General features: G+C 58.6%; 24 protein-coding genes and 1 riboswitch. Of the genes, 15 read left to right on the plus strand and 9 right to left on the minus strand.

From position 1 onward, the window contains the following. The first annotated feature begins 29 nt into the window (after positions 1–29). Complete coding sequence (locus GNG29_RS10445; RefSeq protein ID WP_139156337.1) at positions 30–173, plus strand: DUF1471 domain-containing protein; 144 nt, start codon at positions 30–32, stop codon at positions 171–173. Between the two features lie 35 nt (positions 174–208). Here GNG29_RS10445 and GNG29_RS10450 read toward each other — a convergent pair whose 3' ends face one another. The 3 genes from GNG29_RS10450 to GNG29_RS10460 form a co-directional block, all read right to left on the minus strand. Then, positions 209–1,171 carry a LysR family transcriptional regulator gene (locus GNG29_RS10450; protein WP_156654436.1) on the minus strand — a complete coding sequence of 321 codons (963 nt, stop codon included), beginning with the start codon at positions 1,169–1,171 and terminating at the stop codon, positions 209–211. Between the two features lie 31 nt (positions 1,172–1,202). Then, a complete protein-coding gene (locus GNG29_RS10455; protein WP_156654437.1) occupies positions 1,203–1,451 on the minus strand; it encodes a hypothetical protein in 249 nt (82 codons plus the stop codon). A 292-nt stretch (positions 1,452–1,743) separates the two neighbouring features. Next, on the minus strand, positions 1,744–2,280 hold the full coding sequence (locus GNG29_RS10460; RefSeq protein ID WP_103179466.1) for a carboxymuconolactone decarboxylase family protein: 537 nt from the start codon (positions 2,278–2,280) through the stop codon (positions 1,744–1,746). Between the two features lie 396 nt (positions 2,281–2,676). Between GNG29_RS10460 and GNG29_RS10465 the strand changes: the two genes are divergently transcribed. From GNG29_RS10465 to atzF, 8 genes are all read left to right on the plus strand, one after another. Continuing rightward, entirely contained in the window at positions 2,677–3,258 is a 582-nt protein-coding gene (locus GNG29_RS10465; protein WP_103179467.1) for a DUF4142 domain-containing protein, read from the plus strand. A gap of 203 nt (positions 3,259–3,461) precedes the next feature. After that, positions 3,462–3,560, plus strand: a riboswitch (guanidine-I (ykkC/yxkD leader). Between the two features lie 56 nt (positions 3,561–3,616). Then, the gene (locus GNG29_RS10470) at positions 3,617–4,675 is read left to right on the plus strand and encodes a putative urea ABC transporter substrate-binding protein (RefSeq protein WP_156654438.1); all 1,059 of its coding nucleotides are present in this window, start codon (positions 3,617–3,619) and stop codon (positions 4,673–4,675) included. 17 nt (positions 4,676–4,692) lie between these two features. After that, positions 4,693–5,508, plus strand: coding sequence for an ABC transporter permease (locus GNG29_RS10475; protein ID WP_103179469.1), 816 nt, complete (start codon positions 4,693–4,695; stop codon positions 5,506–5,508). Beyond that, complete coding sequence (locus tag GNG29_RS10480; protein WP_156654439.1) at positions 5,505–6,281, plus strand: ABC transporter ATP-binding protein; 777 nt, start codon at positions 5,505–5,507, stop codon at positions 6,279–6,281. Before GNG29_RS10475 ends, GNG29_RS10480 begins: the two co-directional genes overlap by 4 nt. Before the next feature lie 4 nt (positions 6,282–6,285). Further along, positions 6,286–6,996, plus strand: a complete 711-nt coding sequence (locus tag GNG29_RS10485; RefSeq protein ID WP_156654440.1) for an urea amidolyase associated protein UAAP1 — start codon at positions 6,286–6,288, stop codon at positions 6,994–6,996. A gap of 8 nt (positions 6,997–7,004) precedes the next feature. Further along, positions 7,005–7,640 (plus strand): urea amidolyase associated protein UAAP2, encoded by a 636-nt coding sequence (locus tag GNG29_RS10490; RefSeq protein WP_156654441.1) that lies wholly within the window; start codon positions 7,005–7,007, stop codon positions 7,638–7,640. A 151-nt stretch (positions 7,641–7,791) separates the two neighbouring features. Beyond that, positions 7,792–11,394, plus strand: coding sequence for an urea carboxylase (gene uca / locus GNG29_RS10495; protein WP_156654442.1), 3,603 nt, complete (start codon positions 7,792–7,794; stop codon positions 11,392–11,394). After that, entirely contained in the window at positions 11,391–13,190 is a 1,800-nt protein-coding gene (gene atzF, locus GNG29_RS10500; RefSeq protein ID WP_103179474.1) for an allophanate hydrolase, read from the plus strand. Before uca ends, atzF begins: the two co-directional genes overlap by 4 nt. A 12-nt stretch (positions 13,191–13,202) precedes the next feature. On the opposite strand, the gene dmsD is transcribed toward atzF, so the two are convergent. From dmsD to GNG29_RS10515, 3 genes are all read right to left on the minus strand, one after another. Beyond that, positions 13,203–13,817, minus strand: coding sequence for a Tat proofreading chaperone DmsD (gene dmsD / locus GNG29_RS10505; RefSeq protein WP_103179475.1), 615 nt, complete (start codon positions 13,815–13,817; stop codon positions 13,203–13,205). Positions 13,818–13,852: 35 nt separating this feature from the next. Next, complete coding sequence (gene ynfE, locus GNG29_RS10510; RefSeq protein ID WP_156654443.1) at positions 13,853–16,282, minus strand: selenate/tellurate reductase subunit YnfE; 2,430 nt, start codon at positions 16,280–16,282, stop codon at positions 13,853–13,855. Positions 16,283–16,432: 150 nt separating this feature from the next. Continuing rightward, positions 16,433–16,738 carry a DUF1161 domain-containing protein gene (locus GNG29_RS10515; protein ID WP_103824474.1) on the minus strand — a complete coding sequence of 102 codons (306 nt, stop codon included), beginning with the start codon at positions 16,736–16,738 and terminating at the stop codon, positions 16,433–16,435. A gap of 105 nt (positions 16,739–16,843) precedes the next feature. Here GNG29_RS10515 and GNG29_RS10520 point away from each other — a divergent pair, with 105 nt between their 5' ends. Then, positions 16,844–17,554 carry a YnfC family lipoprotein gene (locus GNG29_RS10520; protein WP_156654444.1) on the plus strand — a complete coding sequence of 237 codons (711 nt, stop codon included), beginning with the start codon at positions 16,844–16,846 and terminating at the stop codon, positions 17,552–17,554. A 38-nt stretch (positions 17,555–17,592) separates the two neighbouring features. Here GNG29_RS10520 and GNG29_RS10525 read toward each other — a convergent pair whose 3' ends face one another. Continuing rightward, positions 17,593–17,922 (minus strand): DUF1283 family protein, encoded by a 330-nt coding sequence (locus GNG29_RS10525; protein ID WP_103179479.1) that lies wholly within the window; start codon positions 17,920–17,922, stop codon positions 17,593–17,595. 149 nt (positions 17,923–18,071) lie between these two features. Here GNG29_RS10525 and GNG29_RS10530 point away from each other — a divergent pair, with 149 nt between their 5' ends. The 5 genes from GNG29_RS10530 to GNG29_RS10550 all read left to right on the plus strand — a co-directional run bounded on the left by GNG29_RS10530 (position 18,072) and on the right by GNG29_RS10550 (position 23,968). After that, positions 18,072–18,398 carry a YnfA family protein gene (locus tag GNG29_RS10530; RefSeq protein WP_103179480.1) on the plus strand — a complete coding sequence of 109 codons (327 nt, stop codon included), beginning with the start codon at positions 18,072–18,074 and terminating at the stop codon, positions 18,396–18,398. Positions 18,399–18,507: 109 nt separating this feature from the next. After that, complete coding sequence (gene manD / locus GNG29_RS10535) at positions 18,508–19,722, plus strand: D-mannonate dehydratase ManD (RefSeq protein ID WP_103179481.1); 1,215 nt, start codon at positions 18,508–18,510, stop codon at positions 19,720–19,722. A gap of 11 nt (positions 19,723–19,733) precedes the next feature. Next, positions 19,734–20,753, plus strand: a complete 1,020-nt coding sequence (locus GNG29_RS10540; protein WP_156654445.1) for a Zn-dependent oxidoreductase — start codon at positions 19,734–19,736, stop codon at positions 20,751–20,753. Between the two features lie 53 nt (positions 20,754–20,806). Next, the gene (locus GNG29_RS10545; protein ID WP_156654446.1) at positions 20,807–22,186 is read left to right on the plus strand and encodes an MFS transporter; all 1,380 of its coding nucleotides are present in this window, start codon (positions 20,807–20,809) and stop codon (positions 22,184–22,186) included. Between the two features lie 321 nt (positions 22,187–22,507). Then, on the plus strand, positions 22,508–23,968 hold the full coding sequence (locus GNG29_RS10550) for a mannitol dehydrogenase family protein (protein ID WP_156654447.1): 1,461 nt from the start codon (positions 22,508–22,510) through the stop codon (positions 23,966–23,968). A 42-nt stretch (positions 23,969–24,010) separates the two neighbouring features. On the opposite strand, the gene GNG29_RS10555 is transcribed toward GNG29_RS10550, so the two are convergent. Both GNG29_RS10555 and ydfG read right to left on the minus strand, forming a co-directional pair. Further along, on the minus strand, positions 24,011–24,697 hold the full coding sequence (locus tag GNG29_RS10555) for a GntR family transcriptional regulator (RefSeq protein WP_103824467.1): 687 nt from the start codon (positions 24,695–24,697) through the stop codon (positions 24,011–24,013). A 91-nt stretch (positions 24,698–24,788) separates the two neighbouring features. After that, positions 24,789–25,535: a bifunctional NADP-dependent 3-hydroxy acid dehydrogenase/3-hydroxypropionate dehydrogenase YdfG gene (ydfG, locus tag GNG29_RS10560; protein ID WP_103179539.1), complete on the minus strand. Its 747-nt coding sequence runs from the start codon at positions 25,533–25,535 to the stop codon at positions 24,789–24,791. Positions 25,536–25,572: the final 37 nt, after the last annotated feature.

Below are 25,572 nucleotides of genomic sequence, written 5' to 3' on the forward strand. Positions count from 1 at the left end.
CATCTGCGGTCAGTCTGGACGAAACCAGGATGAACACAGACGTTGACTGCGTGTTTCTGGATGATGCGGAAGCACACATTGCCCGCCAGGCACAGCAGGCGGGGGCAGAATATAAAATCACCGCAAGCGCTAGCGGCAATCAGGTTGATATGACCGCAACGCTGTCAAAATAAGCCCGGTAAGGCCATTCCCCTGAAATGGCCTTCTATCAGGCGCTGTCCGCGGGTTGCGCATCCTGAGCACCTGGCAAAAAAGCAGGATGAGTGTGCATCAGCGCCGTGACAGCTTTGAGTTTTTCACGCAGCTGCGCATGTAGCTCGCGTATCGCAGGCGAGAACTGTTTACGGTGAGGGCAGATAAGGTTAAGTGGCACCCCCTCCCCAGGCTGTTCCGGCAGCAACACCTCAAGCCGGCCTGCCAGCACGTCTGCGCTAACATCGATCCATGATTTATAGGCAATACCCATTCCCGCCACGGCCCAGCGACGGGCAAGGTCCGCATCGTCACACAGCATCCGGCTGCTCACCGTCAGCTGGCGTCTGCCGCCCTTTTCCGGGAAGGTCCATTTGTCATAAACATGACCGTTCAGCGTATAAAGCAGACAGTGATGCAGAGCCAGATCGTCGAGCTGTCGTGGGCGGCCCTTCTTATTCAGATAGGCGGGAGAGGCGACCAGTACACGTCGGTTATCTTCCGCCAGAGGCAAAGCAACGTAGCTGCTGTTTTCCAGAACGCCGTAGCGGATAGCCACGTCCACCGGATCGCGAAACACATCGCTGACGTTATCGGATATGAAGATACGCAGCGATACTCCGGGATGCTTCTCGCAGAACGCAGTGATTACGGGCAATAAAACGTTGCGCCCGAGATCTGAGGGGACGGAAATTTTTAGCTCACCCTGGATTTCATTTTCTCCGCTCTGAAGTCGCTCCGCGCCCGCTTGCAGAATATTCAGCATCTCCTGCGCATAGGGTAGCCAGGCTTCCCCTTCGGCGGTGAGACGCAGGCTGCGGGTTGAGCGGGCAAACAGCCGTTTATTCAGATCCCGCTCAAGGCGATTGACCGCCGCGCTGACCTGGCCGGGGAGAATATCGGCTTCGCGCGCGGCGCTGGAAAAACTGCCCAGCGCGGCGGAACGGACGAACAAGGTCACATCTTCAAGACGTATCATGCAGGCTCCAGAGTACGAAAGGCTTTCTGTTTCACGCTGACAGCGGGCTTATCGTTAGCGGGCAGGCTTCAGCCAGGGTAGACCAGATAATGTCAGCCATCACGTCGCGATTCTCTCTGGCGTCCTCTTCAGGAATGTTCAGCCCTGGCTGTGCCACAACTGCGCTGCGGAAGTTGCGCACAAGGGTCAGCGCTTCGACAGGCTCGCGGCAAGCGTTAACCAGAAAACAGCCGTCAAAGGCGGGGGTTGTTGAAGGGCGCAGCCAGAAGGAAGGCCTCAATGTAGTCCCAGCCATGCGGTTGTTTTTGCAGCAAAAACCAATCGTTTTAATATGCGTTCTGCGCGTCAAAAAAGCCAGACTGCGGAAAATAAAAAAAACCGATCGGTTTTAAATTCCTTGCTTGTTGAGCAAGGCCGCGCCGGGCCTGGCAAAACCTGTTGCAGGGGGCGCACCCGCCACATCTTCGTTAACGAAAAAAGGCCCGGCGCTTCACGCACCGGGCCCGTTAAAAAGTAAAAAATCAGGAGAGGCGTAGGGTTACGCTCTCCTGCGTCGCTGAGGTTATGAAACCTCAGCTCACTTTGGGAAAATCGACAACGGTGTCGTTCACGCGGTTCACCATATTGGTAAACAGGATGGCGCTAACGGCACCGATAGTTTCCACGACCTGCTGGTCGCTGAACCCCGCCTGACGGAAGGTCTCGACATGCTCAGCCGCCACGGTACCGCGGGATGAAACCAGGTACTGAACGAACTTCACCAGCGCATCAATGTGCGCATCCTCGCTGAAGCGGGCTTCACGTAATTCACGCGTCTGATCGTCAGTGTATCCGGCCTTTTTTGCCATCAGCGTATGTGCCGCCAGGCAGTAGTCACAGCCAGACTCTTCGCTTACCGCAAGGTTAATGGCTTCCAGTTCGCGCGCACTGAGACTCCCCTTATGCAGTGCGGCGTTCAGTTGCAACATCTGGCCCAGTATTTCCGGGGATTGCGTGCCAATGGTCAGATAGGCGTTCGGCACTTTACCCATGCTGCCTTTGATGGCGCTGAACAGCTGTGCGGTTTTACCGGTGGCTTCGCCTTCGGTGATGGTATGTAAGCGGCTCATCATTTGCTCCTGATTTTATTGCGGTAATTGTCAGGTGACAGAACGTAATGGTTTTGTCACGTCGGGTTCAGGAGCACAGTACTGCGCCAGAAGAAGAGGAAAAAGTGATCAGCCGAATTAAGACTTTCTCTCCAAGAGGTTAAATGGAGCTGATTACAGCGGCATAAGTATTACGTTGCACCTTATCGTACACCGTCAGTAAGGCCGGAAGCAGCTTGAGCCAGTAGCGTAATCGTTGCTATACACCCGTAAACCCGGCTGCGGTAAATATTCCCATTAAATCAGGGGGAGGAGAATCATCCCCTATACTGACAACTGCGGTTGTCATTTCCACAGGAGGCGACGCGCGGTTAATGACCTGACATCAATCTTACCTATGACCATCAGGAGAACTCTATGCAGAAACGTAATAACCTGAAAATGCTGCTGACCGCATCGGCAGTAGCCGCGATGTTCTGCACCGTCGGTGTGCAGGCCCAGTCGACAAGCGCCGCCCAGAGCAGCGCCACAAGCCAGACTGCAGCGGGCGAAAAGCTCAGCTCGGGTGACGAAAAAGCGTTGAAGGATATGGCCCAGGCCAATATCAATGAGGTTGCCGCTGCTAAAATCGCGCTGAGCAAGGCGCAGAGCAGCGACGTTAAAGCCTTCGCCCAGAAGATGGTCGACGACCACGGTAATGCCCTGACTAAAGTACAGGCGGTCGCCGAGAAAAAAGGGGTGACCCTGCCGACCGAGCCGGACGCGCAGCATAAGGCGATGGCGGATAAGCTGGAAAAAGCGAGCGGCGACGACTTTGACAAGATGTATATGGAAAATGCCGGCACCAGGGATCACAAGATGGTGCTCTCTAAGCTGCAAAGTGATGCCAAAAACATCAAGGATCCCGATGTGAAGGCCCTGGCCGACGAGCACACCCCGGTGGTGGAGCAGCACCTCAAGTCAGCCGAGCAAATGAAGATGGACTCAGACAAGAAATAAAACATGTAACCCGATTGTCCGGTGGGCGCGGGATTCCCCCGCCCACCATGGCACCATCGCGGTGCACCCTCCCTGTGCTCTCTCCCCAAATCGGTGAATCCTGACGCTGTTAAAACATCAACCTCATGATAAACCTCATAAATAATTTCTGGCACATCCTTTGCTTTAACCAATGTGAAAGGGCAGTGCACCACACAATCTGAAAAATAGCTGGCTAGGGTTCCGGTTCACGTATGTGGATGACTGGTCCAAGAGCTGGCGACCTCTGAGAGGTTACACGGCGGGACAAAAGCCCGGGAGACAGCAGCACCCACGGTGTCGCGCTGCCCCCTAATTTTGTGCCACTCAGAGGTCAAGCATGAAGAAAACGCCATTACTCCGCACCCTCGTATTGACGCTGGCGATGCTGGTCAGTCTCCCCACCTTTGCCGCCGTCAAAAAAGAGTTCAACGTCTGCTGGACCATCTACGCCGGGTGGATGCCCTGGGGCACTATCAGCACCAGCAAAATCATCGATAAATGGGCCGATAAATACGGCATCAAGATCAACGTCGTACAGCTCAACGACTACATCGAGTCCATCAACCAGTACACCGCCGGCCAGTTTGACGGCTGCACCATGACCAACATGGACGCCCTGACCATTCCGGCGGCGGGCGGCGTGGACACCACGGCACTGATCCTCGGCAGCTACTCGGAAGGCAACGACGGCGTGGTGATGAAGGGCGAGGGCAAAACCCTTAATGACCTGAAAGGGATGAAAATCTACCTGCCGGAGCTCTCCGTGTCCCACTATCTGCTGGTGCGCGGGCTGGAGAAGGCCGGTCTGGCAGAGAAAGATGTCACCGTGGTCAACACCTCGGATGCAGATATCGTCTCCGCCTTCGGCACCGACAGCGTGCAGGCCGCCGTCGCCTGGAATCCGCAGCTCTCCGTTATTAGAGGCACGCCAAAAACCACCGAGGTGTTCAGCTCCTCCCAGGTGCCGGGTGAGCTGATTGACATGATGGTGGTTAACAGCGAAACCCTGAAGGATAACCCGGCGCTGGGCAAAGCCCTTACCGGGGCATGGTACGAAATGATGGGCCTGATGAAAGCCCAGGATGCCACTGCCCTTAATGCGATGGCGGCAGCGTCCGGCACCGATCTGACGGGCTATCAGGCGCAGCTGAAAACCACCCACCTGTTCTACACCCCGCAGGAGAACCTGGCGTTTGTCACCTCACCGGAGCTGGCAAAAACCATGCAGCGCGTGGCGGCCTTCTCCTTTGATAAAGGGCTACTGGGTGAGGGGGCGCAGAGCGCCGATTTCATCGGGATGCGTTTCCCGGGGGACGTTACCCAGGGCGATGCGGGCAACGTAAAGCTGCGCTTTGATGACAGCTTCGTGAAAATGGCCGCCGCAGGCCAGCTGTGATGAGTGACGGAGTTTCCATGCGACAGATTAATCGCCATCCCACCTCCGGCATGCGGCTGATGCTTGTGATGTTGCCGTTTGTCCTGCTGCTGGCGGCCTACTTTTTCGGCTCAGCGGTGCGGCTGGACGCCAACCCACACGACAAGCTGCTGCCCGGCCTGCAACAGATGCTGGATGCGATCTCCCGGATGGCCTTCACCCCGGACAAGCGCAGCGGCGAGTACCTGTTCTGGGTCGATACCCTGGTGAGCCTGGCCCGGCTGCTGGTGGGGCTGGCGATTGCGTCGCTTATTGGCCTCTGCATTGGCGTCACCGCCGGGGTCTTCCCCATGTGGCGCGCCTCGCTCTCGCCGCTGATGACGGTGCTGTCGATGATCCCGCCTCTGGCGATTTTGCCGGTGCTGTTTATCGTCTTCGGCCTGGATGAGCTGTCGAAAATCATGCTGATTGTGATCGGCATTACCCCGATGCTGGCCCGGGATCTGGAGCACCGCGCCTGTGAAATCCCACCGGAAATTCTGATCAAAGCCCAGACGCTGGGGGCCAACAGCTGGACCCTAGTGCTGCGGGTGGTACTGCCGCAGCTGCTCTCGCGCCTGCTCACCTCCCTGCGCCTGCTGCTCGGTTCCGCGTGGTTATTCCTTATCTCAGCGGAGGCCATCTCTTCGACTGCCGGGCTGGGATACCGCATTTTCCTCGTGCGCCGCTATATGGCCATGGATGTGATTATCCCTTACGTCCTGTGGATCACGCTGCTGGCCTGGCTGATGGATCTGGCCCTGCGCCAGCTGCACAAGCGCTGTTTCCCGTGGGCAGAAGGAGGCAAAGCATGAGTTTTATCACCATCAACAATATCTGGCAGGAGTATGGCGACCACGTGGTGCTGGAGCGTCTGAATCTACAGATCAAAGAGGGCGAGTTCTGCTCGATGGTCGGCGCGTCCGGCTGCGGGAAATCGACCTTTCTGCGCCTGCTCCTCGGCCAGGAAAAACCGAGCCGGGGCACTATCACCCTCGACGGTAAACGCCTGGTCGCCGAGCCGGACAGTCACCGGGGCGTGGTGTTCCAGCGTTACTCCGTCTTTCCGCACCTCAGCGTGCTGGATAATGTCGCCATCGGCCTCGAACTGCCGCAATCTCCGCTGCTCGGACGGCTGTTTGGTGCGAAAAAACGCGCTGCACGGGAACAGGCGGCAGAGATGCTGAAAAAAGTGGGGCTTGGTCATGCGCTGGATAAATATCCGGCGCAGCTCTCCGGCGGGATGCAACAGCGTCTTGCCATCGCTCAGGCCTTCATTATGCAGCCCCGGGTGTTGCTGCTGGATGAGCCCTTTGGCGCGCTCGATCCCGGCATCCGCAAAGAGATGCATGCGCTGCTGCTGCAGCTGTGGGGCGAAACCCGCATGACGGTCTTTATGGTCACCCACGATCTCTCCGAAGGTTTCAACCTCGGCACCCGTCTGCTGGTATTCGACAAAGTGCGCCTCGATCCGCAGGCCCCGAATGCCTACGGGGCGCGCATTACCTACGATATTCCGCTCAACGAAACACGGCTCTCAAGCCTGAGCGGAACGGCTCCCGACAACGTTTATGCCTTAAGGGGTTAACGCTATGACGACGACTTTACGTGAAGAGATCCTGCCGGGCGGCGGCCACCTCTCCTTTGTGCTTAAGCGCGGGCAGATCCTGCGCATGACCGACCCCGACGGCGGGGCGAACGTCAGCCTGATGATGCTCAACGCCCATGAGAAGAGCGAGCGCCTGAACCTGCCGGACACCTTGAAAGGCCAGCACACCGCGCGCCTGACCGCCGGGCACTGCTTCTACTCCGACATGGGCCGCGTCCTGGCGGGCATCATTGCCGATACCAGCGGCTGGCACGACCCGTTTGGCGGCGTACTCAACGCCGCCGAAGCCACCGAGAAATATGGCCAGGGGCGCTATCAGGAGCTGCGCAACGGCTTCTTCCGCAACGGCACCGATAACCTGCTGGTGGAGATGGGCAAATGGGATCTCAATCTCGAAGATCTGCTGATGGTGGTCAACTTCTTCAGCAAAGTGACGGTGGACGAACGGGGCCGGTTCAGCTTCCACAGCGGCCATTCACAGCCGGGCAGCTACGTGGAGCTGTTCGCCCCGATGGACACCCTGGTGGTGATGACCGCGCTGCAACATCCGATGGACCCGTCCAGAGAGTACGCCCCGCGTCCGGTGCAGCTGAGCTGGCGGCAGGCGGAAGATGAAGACGCGGCGATAAACGCGCTGCTGACGCGCCCTGAAAACGGCCGCGCCATCACCAATACCCAACTTTTCGCCCTGTAAGGAGCCTCATGATGACAGTCGCCAGCGAAAAAGATGTGCAACATGCCAGCTTCCGCCATGTGATCCCGGCGGGGGAGCCCTACCTGTTTGAAGTGAAAAAAGGCCAGACCCTGCGCCTGCTGGATCTGGAGGGCAACCAGGCGGTGGATACGCTGTTCTATAACGCCGATAACCCGCGGGAGCGCTACGATGCCCAGCGCACCCTGCGCCGGCAGAACAACGCTTATCTGACCACCGGGAGCGTACTCTACTCCAACCTCGGCAACCCGCTGCTGACCATCGTGGCGGATACCTGCGGACGGCACGACACCCTCGGCGGCGCCTGCGCCCAGGAGAGCAACACCGTGCGTTACGCCCTCGACAAGCGCCATATGCACAGCTGCCGGGATAACTTCCTCTGCGCCTGTCTGCACGATGGCCGCCTGCAAAAGCGCGATATCGGGGCCAACATCAACTTCTTTATGAACGTGCCGGTGACCCCCGAGGGCGGGCTGACCTTTGCCGATGGCATCTCCGCACCGGGTAAATATGTTGAGCTGAAGGCGGAGTGCAACGTCATCGTGCTGATCTCCAACTGCCCGCAGCTGAACAACCCCTGCAACGGCTGGAACCCGACCCCTGCGGAGGTACTGATATGGAACTGACGCCGACACGCTGGCAGCGCCTGCGCCAGACGATCTATCGCCTGTTTGAACTGCGTGCCGGACGGATCCTGCCGTAAACCTTTTTCCCCGTGGACGACCATGCGGTGAGCCAGTTTTCGGCGGGACGACCCGCCACCATTGAGTCTTTACTATGTTGACGAAACTCCTGATTGCCAACCGCGGGGCGATTGCCTGCCGCATTCTGCGCACGCTGCGCGCCATGAAGATCGGCGGCGTGGCGGTCTATTCCGAGGCGGATATCAGCAGCCTGCATATCCGCGAGGCCGACGAAGCCCTGAGCCTGGGCGATGGCCCGGCGGCGAATACCTATCTGGTGAGCGAAAAAATCATCGCTGCGGCGAAAGCGAGCGGTGCCCAGGCGATCCATCCGGGCTACGGTTTTCTCTCAGAGAACGCCGCCTTTGCCGAGGCCTGCGAAGCGGCGGGCATTGCTTTTGTCGGCCCTACGCCGGAGCAGCTGCGCCTCTTTGGCCTGAAACATACTGCCCGCGCCCTGGCGAAAGAACATGGTGTGCCGATGCTGGAAGGCACCGAACTGCTGGCGGATGTGAACGCGGCGCTGGAGGCGGCGGAGCAGGTCGGCTACCCGGTGATGCTGAAAAGCACCGCTGGCGGGGGCGGGATCGGTATGCGCGTCTGCTATACCGCAGCGGAACTTTTTGAGGCCTTCGACGCGGTGGTGCGGCTGGGGAAAAATAACTTCAGCGATGCGGGCGTCTTTATTGAGAAATACATTGAGCGGGCGCGTCATCTCGAAGTTCAGCTCTTCGGCGACGGCGAAGGGGAGGTGATCGCCCTCGGCGTGCGTGACTGCTCGGTGCAGCGGCGTAACCAGAAGGTGCTGGAGGAGACCCCAGCGCCCAACCTGCCTGAGGGCATGGCGGATGCGCTGTGTGAGGCGGCGATTAAGCTGGGCAAAGCGGTCAACTACCGCAGCGCGGGCACGGTGGAGTTCGTCTACGACAGCGACGCCGCCCGGTTCTACTTCCTTGAAGTGAATACCCGTTTGCAGGTGGAGCACGGCGTCACCGAGCAGGTGTGGGGTGTCGATCTGGTACGCTGGATGATTGAACTGGCGGCAGGCACCCTGCCTCCGCTGGCGGCGCTGCGTGATGGCCTGACTCCTGAAGGGCACGCCATCCAGGCGCGGGTTTATGCCGAAGATCCGGGCCGTCAGTTCCAGCCATCGCCCGGCCTGCTTACCGAAGTGGTTTTTCCGGAAGATAACCGCCGCACGCTGCGCATCGACAGCTGGGTGGAATCCGGCTGCGAGGTGCCGCCCTTTTTTGATCCGATGCTGGCAAAAATTATCGCCTGGCAGCCGACGCGTGACGCCGCCATTGAGGCCCTGCACACGGCGCTGGGAGAGACCCGGCTGTATGGGGTGGAAACCAACCGCAGCTACCTGCAGCAAATTTTAACCTTCACGCCGTTCGCCAGCGGCGAGCCCTGGACCCGCTGCCTGGAAGGGCTGGACTATCACGCCGCCACGCTTGAGGTACTCAGCGCCGGGACGCAAACCACGGTGCAGGACTATCCGGGGCGTACCGGCTACTGGGCGGTAGGGGTACCGCCATCAGGACCGATGGACAGTCGCGCGCTGCGTCTTGGCAACCGGCTGCTCGGCAACGACGAAGGGGCCGCCGGGCTGGAGATCACCCTCAGCGGCCCGACGCTGAAGTTCAACTGCGATGCCCAGCTGGCGGTGACCGGGGCGGAGATCGCCCTTACCCTGGATGGCGAATCTCTTGAGACCAACCGGGTCTACCGGGTGCAGAGCGGCATGACCCTGCGGATGGGGGATATTCGCGGTGACGGCGTGCGCAGCTATCTCTGCCTGCGCGGCGGATTTAACGTGCCGGACTATCTCGGCAGCAAAAGCACCTTTACCCTGGGGCAGTTTGGCGGCCACGCCGGGCGCGCGCTGCGTACCGGTGACGTGCTGCACATTTCGCCCTTAACCGCCCCATGCCCGGCGCAGACGCTGCCCCCGGCGCTCTGCACCACGCTTGAGCCTGTGCGTACCCTGCGGGTGATCTATGGCCCGCACGGCGCGCCGGAGTATTTCACCCCTGCTTACATGACCACCTTCTTCGCCACCGACTGGGAAGTGCACTTCAACTCCAGCCGCACCGGGGTGCGCCTGATTGGGCCTAAACCTGAGTGGGTGCGCGAGAGCGGCGGCGAGGCGGGACTGCATCCGTCGAACATCCACGACAACCCCTATGCTATCGGCGCGGTGGACTTTACCGGGGATATGCCGGTGATCCTCGGCCCGGATGGCCCAAGCCTGGGCGGTTTTGTCTGCCCGGTCACCATCATTGAAGCCGATCTGCACGCCATCGGGCAGCTGAAAGCGGGGGATAAGGTGCGCTTTGTTCCCGTGGATATCGCCACCGCCCGGCAGCTTGCCCAGGCGCAGGCGGCCCAGATCGCCAGCCTGCACCCACTGGATGTGGCGTGGCAGCCCTCCGAACCCGCCTCGCCGGTGGTGCTGGAGCAGGGGCAGGCTGATAAACGGCTGGTGGCGCGGCTCTCCGGTGATACACACCTGCTGCTGGAGATTGGCGATCCGGAGCTGGATCTGGTCCTGCGTTTTCGCGCCCACGCCCTGATGCAGGCTCTGGAGGCGCGGGCGCTGGATGGGGTTATCGACCTGACGCCAGGCATCCGCTCCCTGCAAATTCACTACCAGCCGGAGGCGCTGAGCCTGGCGAGCCTGCTGGATACCGTGGCCGGGCTGTGGCAGGCGGTGTGCGAGCAGGATGCGCTTGAAGTGCCGTCGCGCATCGTCTGGCTGCCGCTCTCCTGGGACGATCCGGCCTGTCAGAAAGCCATCGACAAATACATGACCACCGTGCGCCGGGATGCACCCTGGTGCCCGAGCAACCTGGAGTTTATCCGCCGCATTAACGATCTGGCGAACGTCGATGAGGTCTACAAAACGGTATTCGACGCCAGCTATCTGGTGATGGGCCTGGGGGATGTCTATCTCGGCGCCCCGGTGGCGACCCCGCTCGATCCGCGTCATCGTCTGGTCACCACCAAGTACAACCCGGCCCGCACCTGGACGGCGGAAAACTCGGTGGGGATCGGCGGGGCCTATCTCTGTGTCTACGGCATGGAGGGGCCGGGCGGATATCAGTTTGTCGGGCGCACCTTGCAGATGTGGAGCCGCTATCACGCCGTAGAGGATTTCGGCGGCAAGCCCTGGCTGCTGCGCTTCTTTGACCAGATCCGCTTCTATCCGGTCTCTGCCGACGAGCTGCTCACCATCCGCCGCGATTTCCCGCTGGGGCGCTACCCGCTGCGCATTGAGCACACCAGCCTGAAGCTGGCGGAGTATCAGCAGTTTCTCGCTGACGAAGCGCAGGAGATTGACGCGTTTCGCGCCCATCAGCAGGAGGCCTTTAACGCTGAGCGCGAGCGCTGGATCGCCAACGGCCAGGCGCATTTCGACAGCAGCGATCTGCTGGCGGATGAGGGCGATGATGCCCCGCTGCAGCCGGGTCAGGCGGGCATCGACAGCCCGGTCTCCGGCAACCTGTGGCAGGTGAGCGTGGAGGTGGGCAAAGCGGTCCGCGAGGGGGATGTGCTGGTGGTGCTGGAGTCGATGAAGATGGAGATCCCGCTCCTTGCCACCCAGGACGGAATTGTCAGTCAGGTGCGCGTCCAGCCGGGCTCCCCGGTACGGGCGGGTCAGTGTGTGGTGGTCCTGGAGAAAACAGCATGACACATCCATTTGATTTACGTCTCGATGTACTGACGCAGGCTTACCGCGAGGGCCGCCTCACTCCGCGGGAGGTGATTAACACCCTGCGCGAGCGGGCGCTGGCGCTAAACCCTGAGTTCAACGCCTTTATTTATCTGCTCACCTCCGAGGAGCTGGAGCCGTATCTGGCCGCGCTTGAGGATCAATCCCCGCAGACGCTGCCCCTCTACGGCGTGCCCTTTGCCATTAAAGACAATATCGATCTGGCGGGCATCGTCACCACCGCCGCCTGCCCGGCGTTTGCATACCGGGCTGAGCAGGATGCCACTATCGTCGGCCAGCTGATCGCCCTGGGGGCAATCCCGCTGGGGAAAACCAACCTCGATCAGTTCGCTACCGGCTTAAACGGCACACGCTCGCCGTATGGCCCATGTCGTAACAGTGTCAATGCGGATTATCCATCCGGGGGCTCCAGCGCGGGGTCGTCGCTGGCGGTGGCGCTGGGGCTGGCGAGTTTTGCTCTCGGCACCGACACGGCCGGGAGCGGGCGCGTGCCCGCCGCGCTGAATAATCTGGTCGGGCTTAAGGCCACCAAAGGGTTACTCTCCACCGCCGGGGTGGTGCCTGCCTGCCGCACCCTGGACTGCGTGACCTTCTTTACCGCCACGGCGGAAGAGGCCAGCCAGCTGCTGGCGCTGACGGCGGTGAAAGATCCGCGGGACGACTACAGCCGCGCCAATCCAGCCTGGAACGGCGCCCAGGCTTTTGGTCTGCCTGAGGCCGGGTTCCGCTTCGGCGTACCGGATCGGCTGGAGTTCCTTGGCTGCACCGAGAGCGAAGCGCTGTATCACGCCGCAAAAGCGCGGTTGATCGCCCTCGGTGGCGTGCCGGTGACCATCGACTTTTCGCCGTTTCTGGCGGCAGCGACGCTGCTCTATAACGGCCCGTGGGTGGCGGAGCGCTATCACGTGGCGGGGGCGCTGATTGCGCAGCAACCGAATGCAGTGCTGCCGGTGATCCGCGATGTGCTGAGCAAAGCGCCCGGTACCGATGCGGTCGCGGCCTTTGACGCCCAGTATCAGCTTCAGCATTTCAAACGCTTGTGCGATGAGGTCATGGCGACGCTTGACTGCGTGCTCACGCCCACCTATCCACGCCCGGTGACGCTGGCCGAGCTGGCGGAGGAGCCGGTAAAGCGCAATTCCGAGCTGGGGATTTATACCAACTTTATGAACCTGCTGGACTATGCCGCCGTGGCGGTGCCTGCCGGGTTCATGGCGAATGGCCTGCCCTCAGGCGTGACGCTGTTTGGCCGGGCCTTTACCGACCAGTATCTGCTGAGCCTTGCCGGGGCGTTACAACGTTACCAGAATCTGCTGTTACCCGGCGATCGTGCGTTACAGGCGACGGCACCCACGACCACGGCCAGCCACGATCGCCTGCCGGTGGTGGTTTGCGGGGCTCATCTGGACGGGCTGGCGCTGAATCACCAGCTGCGCCAGCGCGGGGCAACCTTACGTGAAACCACCCGCAGCGCACCGCACTATCGCCTTTTTGCCCTCGCCGACGGGAAACGGCCTGGCATGGTGCGCGACCGCGAACAGGGGGCAGCGATTGCCTTGGAAGTGTGGGATCTGCCCCATGCCGAGGTGGGATCGTTTCTGGCGGGCATCCCGGCTCCGCTGGGACTGGGGAAAGTAGAGCTGGAGGACGGGCGCTGGTTAACCGGGTTTATCTGTGAGGAGTACGGCTTGCAGGGGGCAGAGGATATTACCGCTTTCGGCGGCTGGAGAGCCTGGCTTACTCACCAGCAGTAAGCCAGGGGAGGATTAACGGAAAAGTGGTTTTTCGGCGACCGGGGTCAGCAGGCCGGATTGCCACTCAGCCAGCGTCAACTGTGCTAGTTTGCCCAGCGCGCGGTAGAACGGGTGGCCTGCGTTTTCGACAAACACGGAAAGAAAGCGCGTGCTCCAGGGCAGCAGATGCCAGGCCAGCAGTTGGTCGAGCTCTGCATCCCGGCCCGTTTCTGCCAGCCATGCCGCCATCAGCAGCAGGGTGCCAAAGTGATCTTCCGGCTCGTTGTTCGCCATCTCAAACACGATGCCGTTTTCCCGCATCCACTGGCGCAGCGCCAGGGTGGAATCCCCGAACAGCACGCTCTCTCGATCCAGCCAGACCGAGCCCCAAGGCGGCGCGGGCAGCGCCCACGGACCCAGAAACAGCCGTTGCCAGGCGGTACGCAAGGGTTCATCGGCAGGCTGGCAAAGCTCGTCGGCAATGGGGGCCAACAGGCACTCATCCAGCGGCCAGTCCTGCTGCCAGTCGTTGTGGGTTAAGGCCGTGACCAGCGGCGCGGCTTCGGGGCTATCCGGAGCGTAGTAAAACAGCGCGCCCAACACACGGGCAGTAAAGGCAAACGACTCTCTCATGACTTCATCCTTCATTTGCGCGGGTTGCCCCGCGCTGACACAGTAATTGGCTACGCCTTTTCAATTTGCACCAGATTGGTGTGCTGCGGATTGCCCTTCGCCAGAGGAGACGGACGATGGGTGGTCAGCGTGTTAATGCATGAGCCGTGGTCAATGCGATCCCCGGTCATGTTGGCATCGTGCCAGGCACCCTGGCCCATTGCGCTGACGCCCGGCATAATGCGCGGCGTGACTTTCGCCGGAATACGCAACTCACCGCGGGCATTATAAACCCGCACCATGTCGCCGTTTTTGATCCCACGCGTTTTGGCATCCACCGGATTGAGCCACACCTCCTGACGGCAGGCGGCCTGCAGCACATCGACGTTGCCGTAGCTGGAGTGGGTGCGGGCTTTGAAGTGGAAGCCAAACAGCTGTAACGGAAACTGGCTGCGGTCAGGATCGTCCCAGCCTTCGAAGGTGGAGGCGTAGATCGGCAGCGGACTGATGATTTCATCTTTTTCCAGCTGCCAGGTGCGGGCAATATCGGCCAGCCTGCTGGAGTAGATCTCGATTTTGCCTGACGGCGTTTTAAGCGGATTAGCCGCCGGATCGTCGCGGAATTTTTTATAGGCGACGAAATGCCCGTTCGGATCTTTACGCTTGTAGATGCCCATCGCTTTTAATTCCTCATAAGAGGGAAGCTGCGGATCTTTCGCCACCATCTTCGCGTAGAGATATTGTAACCATTCGGCCTGGGTCCGGCCTTCGGTAAAGCGCTGATAGACATCCGGACCGAGGCGCTTCGCCACCTCGCTCATGATCCAGTAGATAGGCTTACGTTCGAATTTTGGCGCGGTCACCGGCTGGAGGAAGATGAGATAACCCATGTTCCCGGCATAGTCGTTGGGAATGATATCCTCCTGCTCGACGGTCATCAGAACCGGCAGCAGCAGATCGGCATATTTCGCCGACGAGGTCATAAAATTGTCAATGACTACAATCATTTCGCATTTACTTTCATCCTGCAAAATGTCGTGGGTTTTATTGATGTCCGAATGCTGGTTAATGAGGGTGTTACCGGCATAGTTCCAGATGAACTTGATCGGCACGTCGAGCTTATCTTTGCCGCGCACCCCGTCGCGGGTGGCGGTCATCTCCGGCCCGCGGGCGATGGCGTCGGTCCAGCTGAAGCAGGAGATTTGCGTTTTGACCGGATTCTCCGGGAGCGGCATCCGCTCAATGGTGATGGTGTAGGTGGATTCACGCGCGCCGCTGTTGCCGCCATTTATGCCGACGTTGCCGGTGAGGATAGGGAGCATGGCGATGGCCCGGGAGGTAAGCTCGCCGTTGGCCTGGCGCTGCGGCCCCCAGCCCTGGCAGATATATGCCGGTTTCGCGGTGCCAATTTCCCGGGCCAGCTTAATGATACGATCGGCGGGAATGCCGGTGATGCGCGAGGCCCACTCCGGGGTTTTGGCGGTGGCATCGTCGCCCTCACCAAGGATATAGGCCTTATAGTGGCCGTTGGCAGGCGCGCCTTCCGGCAGGGTGGTTTCGTCGTAACCGACGCAGTATTTATCGAGGAAGGGCTGGTCGACGAGATTTTCGTTAATCAGCACCCAGGCGATGCCCGCCACCAGCGCGGCATCGGTTCCCGGACGAATCGGGATCCACTCATCCTCACGCCCGGCGGCGGTGTCGGTGTAGCGGGGATCGATGACGATCATGCGCGCATTCGAACGTTCGCGCGCCTGTTCGAGGTAATAGGTGATCCCCCCGCCGCTCATGCGAGTTTCCGCCGGGTTATTGCCAAACATCACCACCAGCTTGCTGTTTTCGATATCCGAGGTGCTGTTGCCCTCGTTGCTGCCGTAGGTGTAGGGCATCGCGCAGGCGATCTGCGCCGTGCTGTAGGTACCATAATGGCTCAAAAAACCGCCATAGCAGTTCATCAGTCGGGCCACCAGAGAGGCGTAAGGCGAGGAGCGGGTGATATTGCCGCCGACAATACCGGAAGAGTAATTAATGTAGACCGCTTCGTTGCCGTATTTAGCGACCACGTCGCGCAGGCTGGTGGTGAGCAGATCCAGAGCGTCATCCCAGGAGATGCGTTCAAATTTCCCTTCACCGCGTTTGCCCACGCGTTTCATGGGATAGTTCAGGCGATCGGGATGATTGATGCGTCGACGAATCGAGCGTCCGCGCAGGCAGGCGCGCACCTGATGGTTGCCATAGGTGTCGTCGCCGGTGTTGTCCGTTTCAACCCAGTACACTTCATCATCACGCACGTGCAGCCGCAGCGCGCAGCGGCTGCCGCAGTTGACTGAGCAAGCGCCCCAGACCACTTTATCTGCGCGTGTCTGCTGTACTGCCGCGGCTGCGGGGCGTAAACCAAAGGGTAATGACAGGCCGCCTGCGGCAAGCGCAAGGGATCCGATGGCGGTCGATTTGACGAGGGTACGGCGGCTGATCCCGCCGCTATGCTCACTATCTGACATGACTCACTCCATTACGTTCGTCGTTTGAAAACTGATTTCAGCCGTGATGACGATCGGGCTAATGAAAGTGAGTGTTACCCATTAAGGGGGAGGTAATATTAATGTACATCAAAACAAACGAAATTCCCCCGCGCAAACGGGGGGGAATATTCACTGTGGCTCGCGCGGTGCAGGGGCCTGATTACCGCCTCCGCTTACCGGATAGTTGCCGCTGCTGGTGCGGGTATAGAGGATTTTAAGGGTGTCATTGGCGCAGTGGCCTACCACTTCGGCGTCGGGTTTGTCGGCCTGATCGTTTGGCACAATGTTCAGCATAAAACCGCTCTCCGGCACGCCATTATTGATGATCCGCTGCTGAATATCGCTTTTGATGCGCTCGCAGTTATCGGGTGCCGCCAGCGCGGCCGGGGCAATGCCCGCCAGCAAAAGTGCAGTAATCCAGGGTAACCGTTTCATATCTGCCTCCTTACGACTGTGTGTGACTATAATAGTAGCAGGGATAGTGTAAACGTTTGTATTTGCTACACTGCCCGGGATCCTCTTCTGCTATTGGTAGGTCATGTGAATAAACACGCGCTTATGGTTCTCCTGGCGGCTCTGTTGACGGGGTGTGATAACACCGCCGCGCCGCTGTCGTTTACGCCAGAGATGGCGAGCTTTTCTAACGAATTTGATTTTGATCCCCTGCGCGGGCCGGTGAAAGATTTCAGCCAGACGCTCTTCAATGATAAAGGGGAAGTGGCCAAGCGCGTCAGCGGCACGCTCTCTACGGAGGGCTGCTTCGACAGTCTGGAGCTGCACGATCTGGAGGCGAACACCAGCATCGCCCTGGTGCTGGACGCCAACTACTATCTGGATGCGCAAACCCAGCAGAAAAAGCTGCGGCTGCAGGGCAAATGCCAGCTGGCGGAACTGCCCGCATCGGGGATTTCATGGGATACCGATGACAACGGTTTTATCGTCAGCGCCCACGGCAAAGATATGGAAGTGAACTATCGCTACGATGCAGAGGGTTATCCACTCGGTAAAACCACCGTCTCCGGGGAGCAGCAGCTCTCCATTACGGCCACACCGGCGGCGGACAAGCGCAAGAAACTGGACTACACCTCGGTGAGCCAGCTAAATGATAAGCGGCTGGGCAAGGTGAAACAGACCTGCGATTACGATCGCCACGACAACCCGGTGGCGTGCGAGCTGGTAGTGGTCGATGAGAGCGTCAAGCCGGCAGTCTCGCGCAAGTACACCATCAAAAACACGATTGAGTACTATTAAACACCGCGCAGGAGGCTGCGCGGTGCTTTCAGGCAGAATCAGGGGGCCAGGGCGCGGCCAGTGCGGCGGTCAAGGCAGCGCAGGGTGTTGGGCTCCCAGTAGGCGTTCACATTGGCGCTCTGCTGGCATTTATCCCGGGCGTCAAAAGCGACATCCTCTTTATCCCACTCTTTTTCCACGCGGCTGTTCACCTTATGGCGCAGGCTGCGGGTATCGTTCCACTGCTCTTTATCCATGGCGGCATTTTGACGGCTCTGGGCGCTGTCGCCGGATTCAATAATCAGTTTGCTGGTGTTGGCGGATACTGGCGCGATGAAAACAGCAGCCAGCAGGGCAGCCAGGCAGAGGCGTGTGCTCATTTTACGCATAGCGATTTCCTTGTAGACGGTGGACGTTCGACGACTCCACCGGAGTTTTTACATCAGTCCATTTTGAGGGCATACCCACATCAGGCGTGTGGAAGGGTTCCTTTCACATTCGGGTATGATACCTCATCACACATCAGACAACGTTAAATATGTTTAAAACAACTTTGCTCTTTTTTGCCACCGCGCTCTGCGAAATTCTCGGCTGTTTTCTGCCGTGGCTCTGGCTGAAGAAAGGCGCCTCGGTGCTGCTGTTGATTCCCGCGGGCGCTGCCTTGGTGCTGTTTGTCTGGTTACTCACCCTGCACCCCGCAGCAAGCGGGCGCGTCTATGCCGCTTATGGCGGCGTCTATGTCTGCACAGCGCTGTTGTGGTTGCGGGTGGTCGATGGCGTAAAACTAAGCCTCTACGACTGGGTTGGGGCGCTGGTGGCGCTGTGCGGCATGCTCATTATCGTGGCAGGTTGGGGGCGCGCATGAGCGCCCAATATGTGATCCAGCGACGGTTTTTTGATCTTTATACTTGTATGGTAGTAGGGTAATTGCGTAGATTTCCGGCATCACAGTAAAAGATGTAAGGAACCGGAAAATGAAGATTGTAGGGGCTGAAGTATTTGTCACCTGTCCAGGGCGTAACTTTGTCACGCTGAAAATTACCACCGACGAGGGGATTGTCGGCCTGGGTGACGCTACCCTCAATGGCCGCGAGCTTTCTGTCGCGTCATATCTGAAAGATCATCTCTGTCCGCAGCTGATTGGCCGGGATGCCCATCGTATCGAAGATATCTGGCAGTTCTTCTATAAAGGCGCGTACTGGCGTCGCGGTCCGGTCACCATGTCGGCGATTTCAGCCATCGACATGGCGCTGTGGGACATCAAAGCCAAAGCCGCCAATATGCCGCTGTATCAGCTGCTGGGCGGCGCCTCCCGTGAAGGGGTGATGGTCTATTGCCATACCACCGGTCACACCATTGATGATGTACTGGAAGATTACGCCCGCCATAAAGAGATGGGATTCAAGGCCATCCGCGTACAGTGCGGCGTGCCGGGAATGAAAACCACCTACGGCATGTCAAAAGGGAAGGGGCTGGCGTATGAACCCGCCACCAAAGGCAACTGGCCGGAAGAGCAGCTCTGGTCAACAGAAAAGTACCTCGATTTTACGCCAAAACTGTTTGACGCCGTGCGCAACAAATATGGTTTTAATGAACATCTGCTGCACGACATGCACCACCGCCTGACGCCGATCGAAGCCGCGCGTTTCGGTAAGAGCATTGAGCAGTACCGCATGTTCTGGATGGAAGACCCAACCCCGGCAGAGAACCAGGAGTGCTTCCGTCTGATTCGTCAGCACACCGTCACTCCGATTGCGGTGGGCGAAGTGTTCAACAGCATCTGGGACTGCAAGCAGCTGATCGAAGAGCAGCTGATCGACTATATCCGCACCACCATCACCCATGCGGGCGGTATTACCGGAATGCGTCGGATCGCCGATTTTGCCTCGCTCTATCAGGTACGCACCGGCTCTCACGGTCCTTCCGATCTGTCGCCGATTTGCCACGCGGCGGCGCTGCACTTCGACCTGTGGGTACCCAACTTTGGCGTACAAGAGTACATGGGCTATTCCGAGCAGATGCTGGAGGTCTTTAACACCAACTGGACCTTTGAAGACGGCTATATGCATCCGGGCGATAAGCCGGGCCTGGGCATTGAGTTTGATGAAAAACGGGCAGCGAAATATCCCTACGATCCCGCTTATCTGCCCGTTGCACGTCTTGAAGATGGCACGCTGTGGAACTGGTAAAGGAGCAAAAAATGAAAAGTATCGTTATTCAACAACCGAATTCTCTGGCTCTCGAAGAGCGTCCGCTACCCGCCCCTGCGGCAGGCGAAGTACGCGTCAAAGTGAAGCTGGCCGGGATCTGCGGTTCCGACAGCCATATCTATCGCGGCCACAATCCGTTCGCCAAATATCCCCGGGTGATCGGCCATGAGTTCTTCGGCGTCATCGATGCTGTCGGCGAGGGCGTCGACACCGCACGCCTGGGCCAGCGCGTCTCGGTTGACCCGGTGATCAGCTGCGGCAACTGCTACCCATGCTCGGTAGGCAAACCGAACGTCTGCACTTCGCTGGTGGTGCTGGGTGTGCATCGCGACGGCGGCTTCAGTGAATACGCCGTGGTACCCGCTAAAAATGCCTGGGTCATTCCGGATGCCGTCAGCGATGAACATGCGGTGATGGTTGAGCCATTCACTATCGCGGCCAACGTCACCGGCCACGTCAGCCCGACCGGGCAGGATGTGGCGCTCATTTACGGCGCCGGACCGATGGGGCTGGTCACCGTCCAGGCGCTGAAGGGCGTCTACAAGGTGAAACAGGTCATTGTGGTCGATCGCATCGACGAGCGTCTGGCGATGGCCCAGCGTAGCGGGGCGGACTGGGTGATTAACAACGGCAACCAGTCTCTGCAGGCGGTGCTGGAAGAGAAGGGCATTAAACCCACGCTGATTATTGATGCGGCCTGCCACCCTTCTATTTTGCAGGAAGCGGTCAATCTGGCTTCGCCGGGCGCGCGCATTGTGCTTATGGGCTTCTCCAGCGAGCCGAGCCAGGTTGCGCAGCAGGGGATCACCGGTAAAGAGCTTTCTATATTCTCGTCACGTCTGAACGCCAATAAATTCCCGGTGGTCATCGACTGGCTGGAGAAAGGGCTTATCGACCCTGACAAACTCATTACGCATCGCTTTGCGTATCACCACGTTAAAGACGCCATTGAACTGTTTGAGAAAGACCAGCGGCAGTGCTGCAAGGTATTACTGACGTTCTCTGAATAATAATACTGAATGCGGTTTAGCGGTACGCATCTTACCCTTTTGAGATTGCCAATATGACTCAAGTACAACATGAAAGATCCACATCTGACCTGATAAGAGCCGCCGTCTCCGGATGGCTGGGTACCGCGTTAGAGTTCATGGACTTCCAGCTTTATTCGCTGGGCGCGGCCTTAGTCTTTCACGAAATCTTCTTCCCTGAACAGTCCGCGGCAATGGCGCTGATTCTGGCGATGGGTACCTATGGGGCAGGCTATATTGCCCGTATCATTGGCGCTTTTGTTTTCGGCAAAATGGGCGACCGCGTGGGGCGCAAGAAGGTGCTGTTTATCACCATCACCATGATGGGGATCTGTACCACGCTGATTGGTGCGCTGCCGACCTATGCGCAAATTGGTATTTTCGCGCCGGTGCTGCTGGTGACGCTGCGTATTATCCAGGGGCTGGGCGCAGGGGCGGAGATCTCCGGTGCGGGCACGATGCTGGCGGAATATGCGCCGAAAGGGAAACGCGGCATCATCTCTTCTCTGGTGGCGATGGGGACTAACTGCGGGACCCTGAGCGCCACGGCGATCTGGGCAGCCATGTTCTTTGCCCTCGACCGTGAACAGCTGCTGGCCTGGGGATGGCGTGTGCCTTTCCTTGCCAGCGTGGTGGTGATGATCTTTGCCATCTGGCTGCGTTTGAACCTCAAGGAAAGCCCGGTATTTGAGCAGGTTAATACCGACGAGGCGTCTGTGCAGGCTGCGGTTGAAGAAAATACCCTGGGTGGGATGCTGAAAAGCAAATCATTCTGGCTGGCGACCGGTCTGCGTTTCGGCCAGGCGGGTAACTCTGGCTTGATCCAGACGTTCCTCGCCGGGTATCTGGTCCAGACGCTCTTGTTTGATAAGGCCATCCCGACCGACGCCCTGATGATAAGCTCTATTCTCGGCTTTATTACTATCCCGCTGTTGGGCTGGTTGTCAGATAAATTTGGTCGTCGTCTGCCTTATATTTTGCTGAGCATTTCCGCCATTATTCTGGCCTACCCGATGCTGTCGATTATTGTCGACAAATCGTACACCCCTGGCGTGATCATGACCTCGATTATCGTGATCCATAACTTCGCGGTGCTGGGGCTCTTTGCTCTGGAGAACATCACCATGGCCGAGATGTTTGGTTCCCGTAACCGCTTCACCCGGATGGCGATTTCCAAAGAGGCGGGTGGTCTGATTGCAGTTGGTTTTGGTCCGGTACTGGCGGGGATCTTCTGCAACATGACCGGCTCCTGGTGGCCAATCGTGGTGATGGTGATGGTTTACTCCTTCATCAGCCTGATCTCAGCCCTGCTGATGCCTGAAGTCTGCGATCGCGAGCTGAGCGCGCTGGACGATGCTGCGGACAATAAAGCTGCTGCGCTAAAGATCAACGGTAAACACCGCGCCATCTCGTAGTTGCTGACGACTCCTCTGTTATACGCAGGGGAGTCTTTTTTAACCCTGTCAAAGCCTGCGTTAATGACTATCCCGCTGTCTCCTTCGCATCAATGGTTCATAGCATTACGTTTTTATTCAAATGCTGTCACACAACTTTTAATTGATGTCACACCAGATGGCGAAAAGTTAACGTAAATCAATATCGCTATATCAACAATCAGTATGGTTAACGGCAGAGATTTTTTTTATGCCATCTACCATTCTAGTTGGGTTAGTAAGCCGGGCCACGGAGTTAAGCCGGCCCGGATTAATCGCTTAAATACATTAACGAGTACTATCATGAAAAATCCGTTATTACAGGCGCAAGCTACGCTTCCTCACTACAACCGGGATACTCTGCAAACGCGCATCGTGCATCTGGGCTTTGGCGCCTTCCACCGCGCGCATCAGGCGGTTTATACCGATATCCTCGCTGCCGAACATGGCAGTGACTGGGGCTATTGCGAGGTCAATCTGATTGGCGGCGAGCAGCAGATAGCCGATCTTAAGGCGCAGGATAATCTCTTCACCGTTGCTGAAATGTCCGCTGATGCGTGGACAGCGCGAGTGGTGGGCGTGGTCAAAAAGGCGCTGCATGCCCAGGTGGATGGTCTTGAAGCGGTGCTGTCCGCCCTCTGTGAACCGCAGGTGGCGATCGTCTCGTTAACCATTACTGAAAAAGGGTACTGTCACGCCCCGGCGACCGGGCAGCTGATGCTGGATCATCCATTGATCGCAGCCGATCTGCAGAGTCCTCATCAGCCTGTTTCGGCTGTAGGCGTGGTGGTGGAAGCGCTGGCGCGACGTAAAAACGCCGGGCTGCCCGCTTTCACCGTGATGTCCTGCGACAATATGCCGGAGAACGGCCACGTCATGCGCAATGTTACCTGCGCCTATGCCCACGCGGTCAGCGCTGAGCTGGCGGAGTGGATCGAAGCCAACGTCACCTTCCCGTCAACCATGGTCGACCGTATCGTGCCCGCCGTGACTGCCGACACGCTGAATAAAATTGAAGAGATTACCGGTGTGCGCGATCCGGCAGGTGTGGCCTGCGAGCCGTTCCGCCAGTGGGTGATTGAAGACAACTTTGTTGCGGGTCGTCCGGCGTGGGAAAAAGCCGGGGCCGAACTGGTGGCGGATGTTATTCCGTTTGAAGAGATGAAGCTGCGCATGCTGAACGGCAGCCACTCCTTCCTGGCGTATCTGGGCTATCTGACGGGCTATCAACACATCAACGACTGCATGGAGGATGCGAACTACAAGCGCGCCGCCCGTGCGCTGATGTTAAACGAGCAGGCGCCGACGCTGAAAGTGACCGGTGTAGACCTGGAGCGTTATGCCGATCTGCTGATCGACCGTTACAGTAACCCGGCGCTGCGCCACCGGACCTGGCAGATCGCGATGGATGGCAGCCAGAAGCTGCCGCAGCGTATGCTTGATTCAGTGCGCTGGCACCGTGTGCACCAGAAACCATTCCCGCTACTGGCGCTGGGTATTGCCGGCTGGATGCGCTATGTCGGCGGCGTGGATGAGCGCGGCGAAGCCATCGAGGTGTGCGATCCGCTGTTGCCGGTGATCCAGGCGGCGGTAAACAGCAGTGCTGAAGGGGTATCCTGCGTGAAGGCGCTGATGGGTATTGAGGCGATCTTTGGTAATGAACTGCCGCAGGATGCGACTTTTGTCGAGGCGGTAACCGGGGCGTATCAAATGTTGCTGGAGAAGGGGGCGAAAGCCGCTGTGGCCCACTATATCGCGGGCTAATTATTATGCCGAATGCCGCCGCTATGGCGGCATTCGTTTTGGTTACTCTTCGCTAAACCAGTCACTATTTTCCTGACGAATTAACTGCACTGACTCGCCAATTTCCTGCAGATGCAGGGTCATCGCTTTTTCTACCGCATCGGCGTCACGCTTTTCCAGGGCATGGAAAATATCCAGATGCTGGCGCAGCAGCATCTCTGGCGGTGATACGTGATTAAGGCTCATGTAACGCACCCGGTCCATGGTCGCCTTGATGTTCTCGATGGTATCCCACGCCAGCTGACAGCCAGCAATTTGCGCCAGCTTCTGATGAAATTCGTCGTCGAGCAGGAAGAAGTCATTCAGCTGTTTACGTTCAATGGCGATACGCTGCTGATGCAGATTCTGCTCCAGCTGATAGCACTGATGATCGTCGACCAGGCTTGCCGCACGACGGACCACGGCGCACTCGATGGCCTGGCGGACAAAACAGCCGTTCTGTACCTGACTGAGGGAGATCTTGTTAACGTAACTGCCGCGCTGGGGGCGGATCTGAATCAGGCCATTTTCCGCCAGCTTGATAAAGGCTTCGCGAACCGGCTGACGGGAGACATCAAAGCGTACCGACACCTCTTTTTCTGATAAAGGGGTGCCCGGCGGGATCAGGCAATGCACAATATCGCTGCGCAAAATACGATAAATTTGCTGATTTACGGGTTGTGTCGGATTAAGTTGCGATTCAGCGGCCATTCGATGTGATTTCTCAGAGGGTTAACCCGGAAATACTACCATTCTTTTACCCGGTATCCCAGACCCGGCCCGCAAGCCGGGCGGGGAAAGATCATCCGCGATGAACGCTCAGGCCAGCAAAGCTCTGCGTCACCGGCATCATTTCAACGGTGTTGATGTTGACGTGCTTCGGCAACGTCGCCACCCACCAGACGGCTTCGGTGACATCATCCGGGGTGAGGGCGGTGGTGTTTTCGTAGGTTTTACCGGCTTTGTCATCATCGCCTTTAAAGCGAACGTTGGAGAACTCCGTTCCGCCGACCAGACCCGGCTCGATATCCGTCACGCGGATAGCGGTGCCGTGCAGATCGGTGCGCAGGTTCAGGCTGAACTGACGTACAAAGGCTTTGGTCGCGCCATAGACGTTGCCGCCCGCATAAGGCCAGCTACCGGCGGTCGAGCCGATGTTGATCACGTGACCACGGTTGCGCTCCACCATGCCAGGCAGCACGGCGCGGGTCATATAGATCAGGCCTTTGTTGTTGGTGTCGATCATCGTTTCCCAGTCTTCCACACTGGCTTTGTGCGCAGGCTCAAGACCCAGCGCCAGCCCGGCGTTGTTGACCAGTACGTCGATGTCACGCCATTGTGCCGGCAGATTGGCAATCATCTCTTCTATGGATGCACGGTTACGCACGTCAAGCTGGGCGGTCAGAATGCTGTCGCCCAGCTCCTCTTTCAGCTCCTGCAGACGCTCCTGACGGCGGCCTGTGGCAATCACTTTATGGCCGTTTGCGACGAAGCGACGCGTAATGCTTTCACCAAATCCTGCTGTCGCCCCGGTAACTAAAATAATCATGTCACTGTTCCTCAACGCTTTTTGTGTAGTACTACCA

This window comes from Leclercia sp. Colony189, assembly GCF_009740165.1.
In the GTDB taxonomy this organism is placed as follows: Bacteria; Pseudomonadota; Gammaproteobacteria; order Enterobacterales; family Enterobacteriaceae; genus Enterobacter.

Bases quoted from the DNA above. Each gene is read 5' to 3' on its own strand.
- GNG29_RS10475 (WP_103179469.1), top strand. From the start codon at position 4,693: ATGCGACAGATTAATCGCCATCCCACCTCCGGCATGCGGCTGATGCTT.
- GNG29_RS10525 (WP_103179479.1), bottom strand. From the start codon at position 17,922: ATGCGTAAAATGAGCACACGCCTCTGCCTGGCTGCCCTGCTGGCTGCT.
- GNG29_RS10515 (WP_103824474.1), bottom strand. From the start codon at position 16,738: ATGAAACGGTTACCCTGGATTACTGCACTTTTGCTGGCGGGCATTGCC.
- atzF (WP_103179474.1), top strand. From the start codon at position 11,391: ATGACACATCCATTTGATTTACGTCTCGATGTACTGACGCAGGCTTAC.
- GNG29_RS10545 (WP_156654446.1), top strand. From the start codon at position 20,807: ATGACTCAAGTACAACATGAAAGATCCACATCTGACCTGATAAGAGCC.
- GNG29_RS10550 (WP_156654447.1), top strand. From the start codon at position 22,508: ATGAAAAATCCGTTATTACAGGCGCAAGCTACGCTTCCTCACTACAAC.
- GNG29_RS10555 (WP_103824467.1), bottom strand. From the start codon at position 24,697: ATGGCCGCTGAATCGCAACTTAATCCGACACAACCCGTAAATCAGCAA.
- GNG29_RS10460 (WP_103179466.1), bottom strand. From the start codon at position 2,280: ATGAGCCGCTTACATACCATCACCGAAGGCGAAGCCACCGGTAAAACC.
- GNG29_RS10480 (WP_156654439.1), top strand. From the start codon at position 5,505: ATGAGTTTTATCACCATCAACAATATCTGGCAGGAGTATGGCGACCAC.
- GNG29_RS10470 (WP_156654438.1), top strand. From the start codon at position 3,617: ATGAAGAAAACGCCATTACTCCGCACCCTCGTATTGACGCTGGCGATG.
- GNG29_RS10465 (WP_103179467.1), top strand. From the start codon at position 2,677: ATGCAGAAACGTAATAACCTGAAAATGCTGCTGACCGCATCGGCAGTA.
- manD (WP_103179481.1), top strand. From the start codon at position 18,508: ATGAAGATTGTAGGGGCTGAAGTATTTGTCACCTGTCCAGGGCGTAAC.
- dmsD (WP_103179475.1), bottom strand. From the start codon at position 13,817: ATGAAGGATGAAGTCATGAGAGAGTCGTTTGCCTTTACTGCCCGTGTG.
- GNG29_RS10540 (WP_156654445.1), top strand. From the start codon at position 19,734: ATGAAAAGTATCGTTATTCAACAACCGAATTCTCTGGCTCTCGAAGAG.
- ydfG (WP_103179539.1), bottom strand. From the start codon at position 25,535: ATGATTATTTTAGTTACCGGGGCGACAGCAGGATTTGGTGAAAGCATT.
- uca (WP_156654442.1), top strand. From the start codon at position 7,792: ATGTTGACGAAACTCCTGATTGCCAACCGCGGGGCGATTGCCTGCCGC.
- GNG29_RS10450 (WP_156654436.1), bottom strand. From the start codon at position 1,171: ATGATACGTCTTGAAGATGTGACCTTGTTCGTCCGTTCCGCCGCGCTG.
- GNG29_RS10445 (WP_139156337.1), top strand. From the start codon at position 30: ATGAACACAGACGTTGACTGCGTGTTTCTGGATGATGCGGAAGCACAC.
- ynfE (WP_156654443.1), bottom strand. From the start codon at position 16,282: ATGTCAGATAGTGAGCATAGCGGCGGGATCAGCCGCCGTACCCTCGTC.
- GNG29_RS10490 (WP_156654441.1), top strand. From the start codon at position 7,005: ATGATGACAGTCGCCAGCGAAAAAGATGTGCAACATGCCAGCTTCCGC.
- GNG29_RS10485 (WP_156654440.1), top strand. From the start codon at position 6,286: ATGACGACGACTTTACGTGAAGAGATCCTGCCGGGCGGCGGCCACCTC.
- GNG29_RS10530 (WP_103179480.1), top strand. From the start codon at position 18,072: ATGTTTAAAACAACTTTGCTCTTTTTTGCCACCGCGCTCTGCGAAATT.